The organism is uncultured Microbacterium sp. (assembly GCF_913776565.1).
In the GTDB taxonomy this organism is placed as follows: Bacteria; Actinomycetota; Actinomycetes; order Actinomycetales; family Microbacteriaceae; genus Microbacterium.
Window position 1 is genome coordinate 1 of record NZ_CAJYPF010000198.1, and the last position, 16039, is coordinate 16039.

Sequence of the window (16039 nt, forward strand, 5' to 3'; positions counted from 1 at the left end):
GCCCGGCGGGTTATAGGCGCGCCTCGAGACCGGCGCGTACCGCGGGCCACTCCTCGCGGAGGATCGAGAAGTACAGCGTGTCGGCGACCGAGCCGTCAGGGGCGCCTGCGCCGGGTTCGACCGTCGGTGGGCCGCGAGACTGCATGCTGCTGACAACTCGGCGACATTCTGCAACCGAGACGTCAGCCGCGTGCAGTCTCGCGGGCGGGGCGGGGCGCGGCGGGGCGGGGCGGGCGGGGTCAGTCGCGGGCGGCGGCGGCGCGGCGGCGCGCGAAGGCGCGCGCCTCGGCGAACAGCTCGAGATCGATCTGCACGTGGCGGCGGGCGAGCTCGGCGGCCTCGTCGGGAGACGCCGTGACGATGGCGGCGACGATCGCGTCGTGCTCTCGTGCCGCGCGCGACTCCATGCCCCGGTGGCTCTCGCGATCGCCCCACGGGTGCGCAGGAGCCGACAGCGACAGGTGCCGCTCGTGCTCGAGGAGGATGTCGCGCAGGGCGGTGTTGTGGGCCGCGTCGATGATCGAGAGGTGGAGCAGGCTGTCGGCGCGCTGCTTGGGATCTCCGGACTCCGCCGCGTGGAACGCGCCCAGGCGTTCGCGCAGGATCGCGATGTCGGCATCCGTCCGGCGCTCGGCGGCGAGGCGGGCCAGCGACGCGTGGAGCATCGAGCTCGCCGTGCACGCATCGACGAGGTCGCTCCAGCGCTGCTCGAACCACCTGTCGACTCCGACCACGACCGAGTCGGGCCACTGCTCGGCCACGAAGGTGCCGCCGCTGCGCCCACGGCGGCGCTCGATGAGCCCCCGCGTCGAGAGGTCGTCGAGGGCGGCGCGCACGGTCGTGCGCCCCACCCCGAGGAGGGGGGAGAGCTCGCGTTCGGCGGGCAGACGCGTGCCCGGGAGGAACTCGCCCACCGCGACGGCAGTGATGAGGCGCTCGGTCACGCGCTCCACCAGGGAGGCGTCGTCGATCTCGGCCATGGGCTCCCGTCGTTTCCTCCATGTTAAATCCGCAGAAAAGGTTTGCCAACGCACCTTTAAGGGGTCCACGATGACTGCATGCAACGCGAGATCACCGTCCCGTTCCTCGACGGTTTCACCTGGGCCCGACTGACCGAACCCGCCGAGCCGACGGGCCGGGCCCCGCTGTTCGTGCTCCACGGCGGTCCGGGGATGGCCCACGACTACGTGTCGAACCTCGACGCCCTCGCCGAGATCACCGGTCGCACCGTCGTGCACTACGACCAGATCGGCTGCGGTCGCAGCTCTCACCACCCCGACGCACCCGCCGAGCGCTGGGTGCCGCAGCTCTTCGTCGACGAGTTCCACAACCTGCGCGACGCGCTCGGCTTCGACGAGTACCACGTCCTCGGCCAGTCGTGGGGAGGCATGCTCGGCGCCGAGATCGCCGTGCGCCGCCCCGCGGGGCTCGAGGGGCTGATGATCTGCAACTCCCCGGCATCCATGCAGCTCTGGCTCGACGGCGCGGCCCGGCTGCGCGCGGAGCTCCCCGCCGAGAACCGCGAGGCCCTCGACCGCCACGAGGCCGACGGCACCCTCGACCACCCCGACTACGTCGAGGCCACGCGCGTGTTCTACGAGCGTCACGTCTGCCGCATCACGCCCATGCCGCAGGACTTCGTCGACAGTGAGGCGCAGATGCTCGCCGACCCGACGGTCTACCACACGATGAACGGACCGAACGAGTTCCACGTCGTCGGCACCGGGCGCGACTGGACGATCATCGACCGCCTGCCGCAGGTGGCGGTGCCCACCCTCGTCGTCGCCGGCGAGTTCGACGAGGCGACCCCGGAAACGTGGGCGCCGTTCGTGGAGAAGGTCCCCGGTGCGCGCTCCCACGTCTTCGCCGGGGCGAGCCACTGCACCCACCTCGAGATGCCCGACGTCTTCCGCGGCGTGATCGCCGACTTCCTCGCCCCCCTTCCCTGACCCCGCAGCCCACCCGCCCCACCCGACCCGAACCAGGAGCCTCGATGTCGAAGAACGCCCCCGAAGCCCAGCAGACGCTGGAATCCTTCGGCTACACGCAGGAGCTCAAGCGCTCCATGTCCACCCTCGACCTGGTCGTCTACGGCCTCGTCTTCATGGTGCCGATCGCCCCGTGGGCGATCTTCGGCGTCGTCTACAACGCCGCGAGCGGCATGGTCCCGCTGGTGTACATCACGGGCGTCGTGGCGATGATCTTCACCGCCCTGGCCTACGCGCAGATGTCGAAGGCGTTCCCCATCGCGGGCTCGGTCTTCTCGTACGTCGGTCGCGGCATCCACCCCACCGTGGGCTTCTTCGCCGGCTGGGCGATCCTGCTCGACTACCTGCTCGTGCCCACGCTGCTCTACGTCTTCGCCGCGTCGAGCATGGCCGGCATCTTCCCGGACGTGCCGCAGTGGATTTGGGCCGTGACGTTCGTGATCGTCAACACCGTCATCAACGTGCTGGGCATCGGCTCGATCAAGATCGCGAACCGGGCGATGCTCGCCATCCAGCTCGCCTTCGTCGTCATCTTCGTCGTCATCGCGATGATCGCGCTCAACGCCGGGACGATCCCCGGCGCCGAGTTCACCATCGCCCCGGTGTGGGATGCCGAGAAGGTCAACCCTGCGCTGATCGCGACCGCCCTGTCGATCGCGGTTCTGAGCTTCCTCGGCTTCGACGGCATCTCGACGATGGCCGAGGAGTCCACCGGCGACCGCAAGTCCGGCGGGCGCGCGATGATCATCGCCCTTCTCGTGGTCGCGGTGCTTTTCGTGGCGCAGACCTGGTTCGCCAGCGCCCTGGCCGCCGGCACGATCGCCTTCTCGGACGACGACGTCAACAACGCCTTCTTCCTGCTCGTGGCACAGGCCGCCGGCTCCGGCTGAGCCACGGCGTTCCTCGCGGTGAACGTGGTCGCGGTCGGCATCGCCAACGCCGTCGCCGCCCAGGCCGCGACCTCGCGCCTGCTGTATTCGATGAGCCGCGACCGGCGCCTGCCCGCCTTCCTGTCGAAGGTGAACCCCCGCCAGGTGCCCCTCGCGGCGATCCTCACCGTGAGCGCCATCTCGCTCGTGCTGGTGCTGTTCTTCGTCGGGCAGATCGCGGTCATCTCGTCACTGGTCAACTTCGGCGCGCTGCTGGGCTTCCTCCTGCTGCACGTCTCGGTCGCCGTGTACTACCTCGGCAAGAAGAAGTCCAAGAACTACCTGCTGCACCTGGTCGTTCCGGTCATCGGGTTCCTCATCATCGGTTACGTCCTGCTCAACGCCGACGTCACCGCCAAGGTCGGCGGCATCCTGTGGCTCGTCGTCGGAGCCGTCGTCTACGTGATCTTCGCCCGCCGGGACCGCTCGATTCCCGCGCCCTCGCCCGAGCGTGCCACGGCCACCGCGGGCGAGGGCGGCGGCGAGGTGGCTCCCCGATGAACGGCGTAACGCACACCCTGGGCCGGGAGCACGGTCGTCCGGGCTTCGACGCGACCGTCCCCGCCGCCCTGCGCATCCACCCCGGTACGGGGGAGACGATCGCGTTCGAGACCGACGACGCCGTCTACGCCGAGCTGCACGAGCACGGCGACCTCGGGGCGCTCCAGGCGCCGATCAACCCGGTCACGGGCCCGGTCCACGTCGAGGGGGCGCGACCCGGCGACGCCCTCGCGGTGCACGTGCACGAGATCCGTCTGGGCGCGTACGGCTGGTCGCAGAGCCTGCCGGGGGCGGGCGCCCTGCAGCATCGCATGCCCGACCGCGTCGTCAGCCGGCGCATCCCCCTCGACGCCGGGGGTGTGCACCTGACCGACCGTCTCGTGGTCGCCCCACGGCCGATGATCGGCTGCATCGGCACGGCTCCCGCCACCGGCACGAACTCGACGGTCATGCCGACGACGGCCCTGGGCGGAAACATGGATGTCACCGACATCGCCCCCGGTGCCACGGTGTACCTGCCCGTCGAGGTCGAGGGCGCTCTCCTGTCGATCGGCGACATCCACGCCGTGATGGCCCGTGGCGAGTCCTCGTTCGTCGCCATCGAGGCGGCGGGCGTCGCCGTCGTCTCGATCGAACTGATCCCGGATGCCGGGCTCCGCGCCCCGCGCATCGAGACGGCCGAGGAGTGGATCTTCGTCGGGCTCGGCGACCCGGTGCAGGAGAGCATCCGTCGCGGCTACGAGGACGTGTTCGACCACCTCGTGGACGAGCGCGGATGGGACCGGATGGACGCGTACGTCGCCATGAGCGCGCTCGTGCACAGCGAGCTGGGCGGACCGACCGGATCGGAGCAGCCCGACCCCCTGCACCCGTTCCGCGCCGTCGGAGCGGTCACGCTTCACCGGCTACCCAAAAGCGTGCTCTGACAGACTCCCGTCCGACGGACGACGGCGGGAGGGACTCATGGCCGACCTCGACTTCGTGGCGCGCCTGCTGCTGGCGGCGGGCTGCGGCGCGCTCATCGGACTGGAGCGGCAGTACCGCTCACGGACCGCGGGGCTTCGCACGCAGGCCCTGGTGGCGATGGGGGCGGCCGCGTTCGTGCTGTTCGGCAGCGAGCTGGGCGTCGGGCAGGGGTCGCTCCAGATCGCGGCGTACGTGGTGTCGGGCGTGGGATTCCTCGGTGGTGGGGTGATCCTGCGCCAGGGGCTGTCGGTGCAGGGTCTCAACACCGCCGCGACCCTGTGGTGCTCCGCGGCGGTGGGGTGCCTCGCGGCGGGCGGGCTGGTGGTCCCCGCCGCCGCGATGACCCTTCTCGTGCTGGTCGTGCATCTGCTGCTGCGCCCGCTCGGGCGGCTGGTGGACCGCGCACCGGCGGCGAACGCCGAGACGATCGGTGCGTTCGTCCTGACGGTGCAGGCGCTCGACGAGCGCGAGCCACAGGTCCGGGAGCTGCTGTCGGATGCCCTGGAGTCTCCCGACATCCTGGTGCACGCGATGTCGAGTCACGCCCTGGACGGCGTCGAGAAGGGACGTGGGCTCGTCGCGCTCGAGGCCGAGCTGCTCGTCGAGGGCGACGCGGCCGAACTGCTCGATGCGGTCCTGACGCGTTTGTCGCGTGAGACGGGCGTCCGCGAGATGTCGTGGCGAGCCGATGAGACCCCGCTGGCCGTGCGCACGCGGCCGCGATTCGGTCGAGCCTGACAGCCGTGTAAGCTTTCCTGTTGGAAGTGTGTCCGAGCGGCCTAAGGAGCATGGCTGGAATCCATGTAGGCGGGGTAACTCGCCTCGCAGGTTCAAATCCTGTCACTTCCGCCACACGAAGAGCGTCACCCCCACGGGTGGCGCTCTTCGGCGTTCAGCCCACCGTCTCGCGGTCGGGCGTGGTCGGGACGGCGCCCGGGCGGACGATCAGGGCGCGGGGCAGCAGCAGCGCCCGCGCGCGGCGGCCAGCGCCGGCCCGCATCGCCAACGAGGCGCGCACCCCCTCGGCGGCCGCGACCAGCGCGGGACCGTCCGCGGGGTCGACGGTGTCTCCGGCGTAGCTCGCGCGTTCCAGCGCCTCGCGGAGCAGGTCGACGTCGTCGGCCGCGGCCCCGTGCTCGTCGACCAGTCGCGCCGCGAACGAGCGCGGGGACTCGGCGCCGGGGGCCGGGATGCCGAGGTCCACCGCCTCCTCCTGCACGGCCCTCCAGGCCGCCACGGGATCGCCCGCGCGCGCGGCCGCGAGACGTCGGCGGCGCAGCACCACGCGGATCAGAGCCGGCGCGGCGGCCGCGACCAGCAGCACCAGCACCGCCACGACCGGGATGACCCAGCCCGTCCCGACGCGCGTGCCCACGGTGCCGCCCGCGCCGCCCTGCGCATCGATGTCGCCGCGATCGGCCTGCGACGGCGCGGTGGAGGGTGCGGCATCGGGGGCGGCGGCATCCTCTTCGGGGGTGGTCGGCGCGGCCGAGCCCCCACCCGTCGTGCCCGAGGCGAAGTTCGTGGGCACGCCGAGGCTGTTCGTCGGCTCGAAAGGCACCCAGCCGATGCCCTCGAAGTACGTCTCGGGCCAAGCGTGCAGCTGGCTCGACGACACCGTGTACTCGGTGCCGCCCTGCTGCGGGATGCTCGAGGCCGTCCCCGGCAGATAGCCGATGACGATGCGGGAGGGGATGCCGAGAGTGCGCGCCATCACGGCGAACGCCGAGGCGTAGTGCACGCAGTAGCCCGCTTTGACCTGCAGGAAGTCGGCGACGGCGTCGAGTCCCGCGCCGTCGAAACCGGCGTCGACGGGGGCGTCCAGCGAGTAGCGGAACGAGCTGGAGCGGAACCACGTCTGCAGTGCGACCAGCTGATCGTAGGGGGATTGCGCGCCGGCGGTGACCTCGCGGGCGGTGTCGCCGATCACGGTGGGGACGTCGGCGGGCAGCGCCGTCAGCGAGGGATCGACGCCGGGTCCGCCCACGGGACGCGAACGGATCTGCTCGAGCGTCGGACGGGGGACGTTCGCCTGCACCTCGTACACCTGGTCGCGCGTGGACCCCGCGCGGGTCACGACGGTGCGGTTCTGCGGCATCCCGAGCCAATCCCCGGTGAGGCCCGAGACCGTCGAGGCGGGATAGGGGACGGGCAACCACGGGCTGTCGAGCTGGTCGACGGTCACGGTCGTGGTCCAGTCGGCCAGGGTGATGTCGCCGTCGACGGCCGGGGCGTCGAAGACGGGACCGTCCGCGGGCACGGGCACGGTGTCGGAGCTGTCGGGCTGCCACACCGACCCGTCGAAGGTCGACAGCGTCACCGCCCGCAGGTACGGCGCGGTGGGGGCCGTGGTGCGCACGGTCAGCACGTCGACCTCCCGCGGCTGGCGCAGGTCGTTGCCGAGCTCGAGATTGGGGTTGATCGTGGTGCCCACCCCGCCGGTACCGCCCGTGGCGAAACGCAGCCCCGGCTGGGGAAGGAGCGGGGTGGCGACGATCGCGACGACCACCGCGATCGCGGCGACGCCCAGCGCGGTCGCGGAGACGCCGAACGGGTGCGGGGAGCGCGCCCGCGACGCGACGGCGGTGCGTGCGCGGGTGTCGACCCGCAGGAGGAACAGCAGGGCGGCGGCGAGAAGGACGAACGCCACGACGTCGACGTCGGACGGGATCGCGATCGTGGGGATCAGGGACACGGCGACGAGACCGACCCCGGCGAGCAGCGGCATCCGAGCGGTCAGGACGACGTGATCGAGGACGACGGCGAGTCCCGCGATCGCCGCGACCAGCAGGAACGCCAGACCGGTCTCGGGGGGCACGGGGGCGACCCCCACGCGGATCTCCTCGGCAGCCGCGTCGAGCAGGCGCGGCACGGTCGCGAAGGTGCCGGGGGTGGGGATCACCAGGAGAAGCGAGGTGGTCCGGCCGAAGATCGCCGTCAGCAGCGCGACGCCGACGACGATCTCGGCGACGCTGGCCAGCACGGCGGGAAGCCGCGCGAGGCGCACGAGCAGACCCGCCCCGAGCACTCCGGCGGTGACGACCACCGCGCCCGCGACCCAGGGACCCGGGGCGATGACCGAGAACACCGGCAGCAGCGCGGCGGCGATCGCGGCGAACAGTCCCGCCGTCAGCAGCGAGGCGTCGCGCCGGCGGCGGGGGGTGCGCAGCACCGTGACGTCAGCGCCCGACACCGGCATACCCCTGTTCCATCGCGTCGTCCCACGCCGAGGCGACGTCGCCGCCCGGGGGCAGGACGGCGGCTCGCCACCCCCCGGCGCGCAGACGGCCGAGGTCGACGTGCTCCGTCACGACCAGCAGCACGGGGAGTGCCGAGTGCTGCGCGACCCCGCCGAGCGTCGCCCGGTCCTCGGCACCGAGAGAGCCGGTGATGACGACCACCGGGCCGGTCAGCGCGACGGCCGAGACCGGGACCACGCGGTGCGCGGGGTCGTCGGCGCGGGCGCGCACCGAGGCGAAGCCGGCGGCAGCCGCGCGGGCCTCGACGTCGTCGCCGCCGTCGACGGGGTCGGTCAGCAGCGTGCCGTCGCTGTCGACCACGTCGACGGTGTACCCCTCGTGCACGAGACGCGCGACGACCGACACGCACGCCGTGACAGCGGTCTCGAACGCCGCGTCGGATCCGGGGGCGTGGGTGGCTGCGGGGGACCAGCGCGAGACGGCCCGGTCGAGGACGACGGTCGCCGCCGGGCTGGATTCCTGCTCCTCCTGCCGCACCATGAGCGTGTCGCGGTGGGCCGTGGCCCGCCAGTGGATGCGGCGCATCGAGTCGCCGGGGGCGTACGGGCGCGCGACCAAGTTGTCCGCCCCCTGACCGAGCTGCAGGGTCGTGGTCTGCCGCGTCCCGCCGGCCTCGCCCGACGCCGAGGGCAGGGCGCCCAGGTCGACCACGGCGGGGGCGACGGTCACCGGGGTCGTGCGTCCCAGCGCCCGGCGGCGCCGAAGCAGGCCGAAGGGATCGGTCGTGACGATCTCGAACGGACCCAGGGCGTGGATGCCGCGTGTCCTGCCCACGATGTCGTACCGCGCCTGCAGACCGCCGCCGCGGCCCGAGAGCGTCGATGCGGTCGCGAGGGAGGGGCCCTCGGCGAGCCCGGTCACCCCCGACGGCAGGACGTCGCGCCATCGGCCGGGGCCGCCGGGCAGGGTGCTGCGCAGTCCCGCGCGCACGGCGACCGTCGCCGTCCCGCCCACCTCGGGGACCTCGGGCGTGATCGCCCGCGAGACCGTTCCCGCCCCGCGGGTCAACAGCAGGGTCACGGCCGAGGTGGCCAGGAGCGCCACCATGAGCATGGCGAAGTACAGGAGCTCGGGGATGCCGGCGCGCTGCGCGATCACGAACGCCGCCACCGCGAGGAGCAGGGCTCCGGTCCCGCGCAGCGTGAAGGGCCACCAGCGGCGCACGGGCCGGCTCATGTCCTCGAGGCGAGGGGGACCCGCACGCTCGCGGCGATGCGGTCGAGGGCGTCGACCACGACCGCGGCCCCCGCCCGTCCGCCGGCCGCCGACCGGTTGGGGATCAGGCGGTGCGCGAAGACGGGAGACAGCAGCGCCGTGATGTCGTCGGGGATGACGTAGGCCCGTCCGTCCAGCGCCGCGCGCACCTTGGCGGCGCGCACGAGCTGCAGGGTCGCGCGCGGGCTCGCGCCCAGGCGGATGTCGGGGTGGCTGCGGGTGGCCTGGGCGAGGGCGACGACGTACTCCTCGAGGGCCGGGGCGACGTGCACGCCGCGTGCCCAGGCGATCATGGCGGTCACCTGACGGGCCGAGACGACGGGGGTGAGCCCGTCGAGCGGGTTGACGCTGTCGCGCTGGCGCAGCATGAGCGCCTCGGCCGCGGCATCCGGATATCCCATCGAGATGCGCAGCAGGAAACGGTCGCGCTGCGCCTCGGGCAGGGCGTAGGTGCCCTCCATCTCGAGGGGGTTCTGCGTCGCGACGACGAGGAAGGGCGACGGCAGCACGTGGGTGCGTCCGTCGACGGTCACCTGACGTTCCTCCATCGCCTCGAGCAGCGAGGACTGGGTCTTGGGCGAGGAGCGGTTGATCTCGTCGGCGATCACGATGTGGGCGAACACCGCACCCGGGGTGAACTCGAACTGCCGCTGCACCGGGTTGAACACCGACACGCCGGTGATGTCGCCCGGCAGCAGATCGGGCGTGAACTGGATGCGGCGCACGTCGGCGTCGATCGTGGCGGCCATCGCTCGCGCGAGCATGGTCTTCCCCACGCCCGGGACGTCCTCGATGAGCAGGTGCCCCTCGGCCAGCAGGGCGATCAGAGCGCTCTGCACCGCGTCGGGCTTGCCGTCGATCACCCGGGACACGGATGCCACGATCTGCCCGGTCAGGCGGGCGAACGCCTCCGCGTCGAGCGGCGCGTCGGCCCCCGGGCGGGCGGGGGCGGTGTCGGCGCGGCGCAGCCGTGCCGTCGCCTCGGGCGTGACCGTCTCGTCCATGGCATCCCTCGTGTCGCGGGGGCGGGGAGGCGCGTCCTCGCCGCCGTGACCTGATCGTAACCTGCGTCTCGGGGGCCGGGGGCGGAATCGGCGCGGCCCACAGGCGTCACTCGGGTGAGGCACCGGCCCCTAGGATCGGGGAGCGTTGGTCCACCCGAGGAGCCCGTGCATGTCCGATGCCACCCCGTCCCTGCCCGCTTCGACGCACGTCCTCGCCGTCGACATCGGGGGGACCAAGGTCGACGCGGCCCTCGTCTCGCTCGCGGGCGAGGTCGAACGCGCGAGCGTCATCCGGCGCCCGACCGGTCCCACCGCCGGTCGAGACGACATCGCGCATCGTATCCGCGAAGCCGCCCGCGGGGCGATCGACGCCGTTCCCGGCGCGCGCATCGGGGCGATCGGCGTCGGCAGCGCCGGCCCCGTCGACCTGCCGTCGCGCTCGGTGTCCCCGCTGAACCTGCCGCTCGCCGCGGGGCTGTCGATCGACGAGGTACTCGGCGGACTCGTCGACGGCCCGATCCGGCTCGCTCTCGACGGCACCTGCATCGCGCTCGCCGAGCACTGGCGCGGCGCGCTCGTCGGGTGCGACGACGCGATGGCGATCGTGGTGTCCACCGGAGTGGGCGGCGGACTCATCCTGGGCGGCCGGCCCATTCCGGGTGCGAGCGGCAACGCGGGCCACCTCGGCCAGACGTTCGTGCGCACCGTCGAGGGCGACGAGGTCGCGGCATCCACCCTCGAGGCCGTCGCGGCGGGGCCGGGGACGGTCGCGTGGGCCCAGCGGCGGGGATGGCGGGGCGAGACGGGTCTCGACCTCGCGGCCGCCCACGCGGCGGGCGACCCGGTCGCGATCGCGGCCGTGACCCGCTCGGCCACGGCCGTGGGTCAGGCGATCGCGGCGGCGGCGACGCTCTGCGACCTCGAGGCCGTCGCGATCGCGGGAGGCTTCTCGCAGGTCGCGCCCGACTACATCGATCAGGTGCGTTCGGCCGCGCAGGCCGCGTCGCTGCACGCCTACGCGCGGCGCTGCCGCATCGTGGGCTCGGGCCTCGACGGCGACGGCCCGCTCCTGGGGGCGGCGGCCCTCGCGCTGCAGTCCTGAGGGCGGGTCTACCCTGAGAGACCGAGGGACCGCGCCGCGGGCCGGCGAGTGAGGGCGGGGAGCATGCGTACGGGTTCCAACCTGCCCGCCGTCGGCGAGTACAACCAGACGCTGGTGCTCGACCTCATCCGGCGCTCGCCCGAGGGGCTGAGCCGCGTGGAGCTGTCGGCGCGCACCGGTCTGAGCGCGCAGACGCTGAGCAACGTCACCCGCCGCCTGGCCGACGACGGACTCATCATCGAGGCGGGCAAGGTCATCTCGGGTCCGGGCAAGCCCCGCACGCTGCTGAAGCTCGAGCCGCGCTCGCGTTTCGCCGTCGGGGTCCATCTCGACCCCGTCGTCGACACGATCGTGCTCGTCGACATGGCGGGCGAGGTCATCGCGCACGACGAGATCCCCGCCCTGCGCGGTGCCGCACCGGGCGATCTGGTCGCTGCCGTCGCGACGGCGGTGGACGCCATCGTCGCGCGCGCCGAGGTGTCGCGCGATCTCGTGCTGGGCGTGGGGGTCGCCGCTCCCGGGCCCTTCGACGCGCGCGGCGGTCGGCTGCTGGATCCTCCGCTGCTGCCGCAGTGGCACAACGTCAACGTCCGAGAGGACCTGGGGGCGGCCGCGGGGCTGCCGGTCATCGTCGAGAAGGACGTCACCGCGGCGATGGTGGGCGAGATGTGGTTCGACCGCTCCGATGCCCTGAGCGATGCGATGTTCCTGTACTACGGCGCCGGCGTCGGCATGGGGCTCGCGGTGGCGGGGGCGCCCGTGCGCGGTCGCACCGGCAACGCCGGGGGCATCGCGCACGTGGTCGTGGATGCCGAGGGCCCCCTGTGCGCGTGCGGATCGCGAGGGTGCCTGGGGGTGTCGATCGAGCCGCGCGTGCTCATCGCCGAGGCCGGGTACGACGACGTCGATCCGCGCGCGGGCTTGGACCGTCTCGTGCGCGATGCGGCGGATCCCCGGCACGCGGCCGCGGGGGTGCTGCGCCGGGCGGGGGAGCGGATCGCCCGGGCCGTGGTGGTGACCAACAACCTGCTCGACGTCGACGAGGTCGTGCTCGGCGGCCCCGCCTGGGAGCGTCTGGCCGGGGTGCTCGCCGATGTCGTGGCGGAGCACGTGGCGGCGGATGCCGCGTCGACGGCGACGCTGCCGATCGTCGTGCGGCGCTCCGTGGTCGGTCTCGATGTGGCGGCCGTGGGGGCCGCGTGCCTCATGCTGGACGGCGCTTTCGCGGCTCGACCGGCGCGCCTGATGATCGCCCTCTGAGGCGGTCGGGCCCGTCCATAGCCGGGCGTATCGCGATCGTTACCGTTCGGCGGGCGTCGGGACTTGCCGAGTTAGTCCATTTGATTTATAAAAGGTTCTGGCGACGCGGTGTCTCCACCCGAGCAAGGGAGCTTCCATGAAGAAACTGACGATGGCGACCGGTCTTCTGACCGCCACCGCCCTGACCGTGGCTCTGGCCGGCTGCGCCGGCGGCAGCGGCGACGCGGCGGACGCGAAGACGATCCGTGTGGCGTACCAGACGACGGCGACCTTCAACCAGATGCAGACGCTGATGGAGAACGCCAAGAAGCAGTACGAGGCCGCCCACGAGGGCATGACGGTCGAGCTCGTCCCGATCCAGGCCGAGGGTGCCGACTACTACACGAAGCTCGCGCTGATGAACAAGTCGGCCAGCACCGCCCCCGACGTGCAGTACGAAGACACGTTCAAGATCCAGTCCGACGCGGCCGCCGGCTACCTGCTGCCCCTCGACGACTACCTGGCGAAGTGGGACGACTGGTCGCAGTTCGCCGAGGGCGCCAAGCAGGCCGGTCTCGGCCCCGACGGCAAGACCTACGGCGTCTCGCTCGGAACCGACACCCGCGGCCTCTGGTACAACAAGGCCCTGTTCCAGGCCGCCGGCATCTCCGTGCCGTGGCAGCCCAAGACCTGGGCCGACATCCTCTCGGCCGCCGAGAAGGTCAAGGCATCCAACCCCGACGTCATCCCGATCAACGTCTACTCGGGCAAGACCGCGGGCGAAGCGGCATCCATGCAGGGTCTCGAGATGCTGATGTACGGCACCGAGGACACCCTCTACGACACCGACAGCAAGAAGTGGGTCGTCGGCAGCCAGGGCTTCAAGGACTCGCTGCAGTTCGTCAGCGACGTCTACCAGGGCGGTCTCGGACCGTCGCTGCAGCAGGCGCTCGACCCCAACATCTTCACCAGCGTGACCGCCGACTGGCTGCCCTCGTCGAAGCTCGCCATCGCGCTCGACGGCTCGTGGCAGTCGGCCGCGTGGGTCGACGGCGGAACCGCCGCGTGGCCCGAGTGGAGCGACGCCCTCGGCATCGCCGCCATGCCCACGCAGGACGGTCAGGCGCCCGGCACGACGAGCATGTCGGGCGGGTGGACCCTCGCCATCGGCAAGAACACCAAGAACGCCGACGCCGCGTGGGACTTCCTCTCCACCGCCGTCAACAAGGACAACGCCACCGCCTACGGCATCGACAACAGCCAGATCGCCGTGCGCGCCGACGTCGCCCAGTCCAGCGAGTACCTCGACGCCAACCCGAGCTTCAAGACCTTCTCGAGCTTCGTCGACACCACGCACTTCCGCCCGGCCACCGAGGACTACGACAAGATCTCGAACCAGATCCAGGTCGCCATGGAAGCCGTCATGACCGGCCAGTCCAGCGTCGACGACGCGGCCGCCGCCTACGACCAGGCCGTCATCGGCATCGTGGGCGAAGACAACACCCAGCAGGGCTGATCGTGACCGCCCTGGCTACCCCCGGGGCGACCGGAACCGACCGGGGGTCGCGCGTGAAGACGCGTGGCCTCCGGTCGTCGGCCCGGGCGCTCCCGCTCCTGCCGGCAGCCCTGCTGCTGGCGGTGTTCCTGCTCGGCCCCATCCTGGTGTCGCTGTGGGGCTCGCTCACCAACGCGACGCTGTCGGGATCGACGGCCGTCGCGAGCGACTTCGTCGGCTTCGACAACTACGTGCAGCTCTTCAAGGCCCCCGACTTCCCCGTCGCGGTGGTCAACACGATCGTCTTCGTGTTCTTCTCGGCCGTGATCGGACAGAACGTCCTCGGCCTGGCCCTCGCGCTCATGATGCGCTCGGGCAACCGCATCGTCACGGCCGTGGTCGGCACGATCGTCGTGACCGCGTGGGTGCTGCCCGAGATCGTCGCGGCGTTCGCGGCGTACGCGTTCTTCCGCGACAACGGCACGCTCAACGCCGTCCTCGCCGTCTTCGGCGTCGAGCCGGTGAGCTGGCTGTTCACCCTGCCGGTGCTCATGGTCATCTTCGCCAACATCTGGCGCGGCACCGCGTTCTCGATGATGGTCTACTCCGCGGCCCTGGCCGACGTCCCGCCCGAGATCACCGAGGCCGCCGAGATGGACGGCGCCAGCGGCATCAAGCGCCTGCTGCACGTCACCATCCCGATGATCCGCTCGACCATCGGCACGAACTCGATGATCGTGACGCTGCAGACCCTGTCGGTGTTCACGCTCATCTTCGTGATGACCGGCGGCGGCCCCGGCAACAAGAGCACGACGCTGCCGATCCTCGCGTACCAGCAGGGGCTGAAGTTCGGCGAGCTCGGCTACGGCACCGCGATCGCGACGATCATGCTCCTCATCGGCGCCGTGTTCTCGTTCTTCTACGTCCGCGCGCTGCGCGAGGAGGTCTCGTCATGAGCGCCACCACCACTCTCCCCGAGGTCACGGGCCGCCGCGCCCGGTCGGCGTCGCCCGCCCCGACGCGGAAGAAGGCCTCGCTGTCGTCGCCGCGCACCCGCGTGTTGAGCGTGCTGTCGAACACGCTCATGATCGTGATCGGCTTCCTCTTCGTCGTCCCGCTCGTGTGGCTGGTCACGGCGTCGCTCGACGCCCAGCCGACGCTCGCGATCAAGATGCCCGAGGTCATCACCCTCGACAACTTCGCCGCGGTGATGAAGCCCGACCTGCTGTTCCTGCCGCTGTGGAACAGCGTGCTGCTCGCGGGCGGCACCGCCGTCGCCACGGTCGTGCTCGCCTCGCTCGCGGCCTACCCGCTGTCGCGCTACAAGATGCGCGTCGGCAAGCCGTTCCTGTACGCGGTGCTGTTCGGCACGTGCCTGCCGATCACGGCGATCATGGTGCCCGTCTACAGCCTGTTCGTGCAGTTGAACCTCATCGACTCCGTCGGCGGCACGATCCTCTTCCTCACCGCGAGCGCCCTGCCGATCGCGATCTGGATGATGAAGAACTTCATGGACGGCGTGCCCGTCGAGCTCGAGCACGCCGCCTGGATGGACGGCGCAGGATCCATGCGCACGCTCGTGCAGATCGTGCTGCCGCTCATGCGTCCCGGTATCGCGGTGGTGTTCATCTTCACCTTCATCCAGGCGTGGGGGAACTTCTTCGTGCCCTTCGTGCTGCTGCTCAGCCCGGATTACCAGCCGGCCGCGGTCAGCATCTTCAACTTCTTCGGGTCGTTCGGAGCCGTGGCCTACGGCCAGCTCGCGGCCTACTCGATCGTCTACTCCCTTCCGGTCCTCGGCCTGTACGTGCTCGTACAGCGCGGACTCGGCGGCCCGTCGGCCCTCGCCGGCGCGGTCAAGGGCTGACCCGTCCCCCCAGACAAGGAACCTCTTCGCCATGCACGACCGCACCGCGCTCATCGAGATGCGCATCGAACGCTTCGTCCGCGAGCGTCTCGCCCCTGCCGTCTACCGCGCCCGCCAGCCCCTCGACATCCGGGCGTGGGAGGCTCCGGGCGAGCCCGTGACCTTCGCCGAGGCACAGGATGCCGCCTACCGCCCGTTCGCGATCGGCACGCCGTGGGGCCGGGCGTGGGGGACCACCTGGTTCGCCGTGTCGGGGGAGATCCCCGCCGCATGGCGCGACGACGCGGGCGCCCTTCCCACGGGCACCGTCGCCGAGCTCGTGATCGACCTCGGCTTCACCGCCGGACAGAGCGGCTTCCAGTGCGAAGCGCTCGTGTGGAACCGCCAGGGCGCGCCCATCAAGGGCGTCTCGCCGTTCAACAACGCCAGCCCCGCCGCGGTCGACGCCGACGGCCGGGTCGACGTGCTCGTCG

The 16039-nt window shown here is 71.8% G+C and carries 12 protein-coding genes, 1 tRNA gene and 3 pseudogenes; 11 read left to right on the forward strand and 5 right to left on the reverse strand.

Features of this window, described 5'->3' with window-relative positions; translation table 11 throughout:
• Window positions 1-10: 10 nt before the first annotated feature.
• A pseudogene (locus QZ433_RS11085) lies at window positions 11-103 on the reverse strand (GNAT family N-acetyltransferase); the annotation flags it as partial.
• 136 nt (window positions 104-239) lie between these two features.
• Complete coding sequence (locus tag QZ433_RS11090; protein WP_295783290.1) at window positions 240-980, reverse strand: GntR family transcriptional regulator; 741 nt, start codon at window positions 978-980, stop codon at window positions 240-242.
• 78 nt (window positions 981-1058) lie between these two features.
• On the opposite strand from QZ433_RS11090, the gene QZ433_RS11095 reads away from it, so the two are divergent.
• From QZ433_RS11095 to QZ433_RS11115, 5 genes and pseudogenes are all read left to right on the forward strand, one after another.
• The gene (locus QZ433_RS11095; protein ID WP_295783291.1) at window positions 1059-1949 is read left to right on the forward strand and encodes a proline iminopeptidase-family hydrolase; all 891 of its coding nucleotides are present in this window, start codon (window positions 1059-1061) and stop codon (window positions 1947-1949) included.
• A gap of 116 nt (window positions 1950-2065) precedes the next feature.
• Window positions 2066-3418 (forward strand): annotated as a pseudogene (locus QZ433_RS11100) (APC family permease).
• Complete coding sequence (locus tag QZ433_RS11105; RefSeq protein WP_295783294.1) at window positions 3415-4344, forward strand: acetamidase/formamidase family protein; 930 nt, start codon at window positions 3415-3417, stop codon at window positions 4342-4344. The pseudogene QZ433_RS11100 and the gene QZ433_RS11105 overlap by 4 nt, the downstream one beginning before the upstream one ends.
• A 37-nt stretch (window positions 4345-4381) precedes the next feature.
• Window positions 4382-5122: an MgtC/SapB family protein gene (locus tag QZ433_RS11110; RefSeq protein WP_295783298.1), complete on the forward strand. Its 741-nt coding sequence runs from the start codon at window positions 4382-4384 to the stop codon at window positions 5120-5122.
• 22 nt (window positions 5123-5144) lie between these two features.
• A tRNA-Ser gene (locus QZ433_RS11115) sits at window positions 5145-5236 on the forward strand.
• A 40-nt stretch (window positions 5237-5276) separates the two neighbouring features.
• Here QZ433_RS11115 and QZ433_RS11120 read toward each other — a convergent pair.
• From QZ433_RS11120 to QZ433_RS11130, 3 genes are read right to left on the reverse strand one after another with little or no spacing between them, the layout of a single operon-like run.
• Window positions 5277-7577, reverse strand: a complete 2301-nt coding sequence (locus QZ433_RS11120; RefSeq protein ID WP_295783300.1) for a DUF3488 and transglutaminase-like domain-containing protein — start codon at window positions 7575-7577, stop codon at window positions 5277-5279.
• Window positions 7564-8820 (reverse strand): DUF58 domain-containing protein, encoded by a 1257-nt coding sequence (locus tag QZ433_RS11125; protein ID WP_295783302.1) that lies wholly within the window; start codon window positions 8818-8820, stop codon window positions 7564-7566. The genes QZ433_RS11120 and QZ433_RS11125 overlap by 14 nt, the downstream gene beginning before the upstream one ends.
• Window positions 8817-9863, reverse strand: coding sequence for a MoxR family ATPase (locus tag QZ433_RS11130; RefSeq protein ID WP_295783305.1), 1047 nt, complete (start codon window positions 9861-9863; stop codon window positions 8817-8819). Before QZ433_RS11130 ends, QZ433_RS11125 begins: the two co-directional genes overlap by 4 nt.
• 169 nt (window positions 9864-10032) lie before the next feature.
• Between QZ433_RS11130 and QZ433_RS11135 the strand changes: the two genes are divergently transcribed.
• The 6 genes and pseudogenes from QZ433_RS11135 to QZ433_RS11160 all read left to right on the forward strand — a co-directional run.
• A complete protein-coding gene (locus QZ433_RS11135) occupies window positions 10033-10965 on the forward strand; it encodes an ROK family protein (RefSeq protein WP_295783307.1) in 933 nt (310 codons plus the stop codon).
• Window positions 10966-11028: 63 nt separating this feature from the next.
• Window positions 11029-12225 carry an ROK family transcriptional regulator gene (locus QZ433_RS11140; RefSeq protein WP_295783310.1) on the forward strand — a complete coding sequence of 399 codons (1197 nt, stop codon included), beginning with the start codon at window positions 11029-11031 and terminating at the stop codon, window positions 12223-12225.
• A gap of 136 nt (window positions 12226-12361) precedes the next feature.
• Window positions 12362-13720, forward strand: a complete 1359-nt coding sequence (locus QZ433_RS11145; RefSeq protein ID WP_295783312.1) for an extracellular solute-binding protein — start codon at window positions 12362-12364, stop codon at window positions 13718-13720.
• 2 nt (window positions 13721-13722) lie between these two features.
• Window positions 13723-14655 (forward strand): sugar ABC transporter permease, encoded by a 933-nt coding sequence (locus QZ433_RS11150; RefSeq protein ID WP_295783315.1) that lies wholly within the window; start codon window positions 13723-13725, stop codon window positions 14653-14655.
• Window positions 14652-15566, forward strand: coding sequence for a carbohydrate ABC transporter permease (locus QZ433_RS11155; protein ID WP_295783317.1), 915 nt, complete (start codon window positions 14652-14654; stop codon window positions 15564-15566). Before QZ433_RS11150 ends, QZ433_RS11155 begins: the two co-directional genes overlap by 4 nt.
• A 31-nt stretch (window positions 15567-15597) precedes the next feature.
• Window positions 15598-16039, forward strand: a pseudogene (locus QZ433_RS11160) (alpha-mannosidase); the annotation flags it as partial.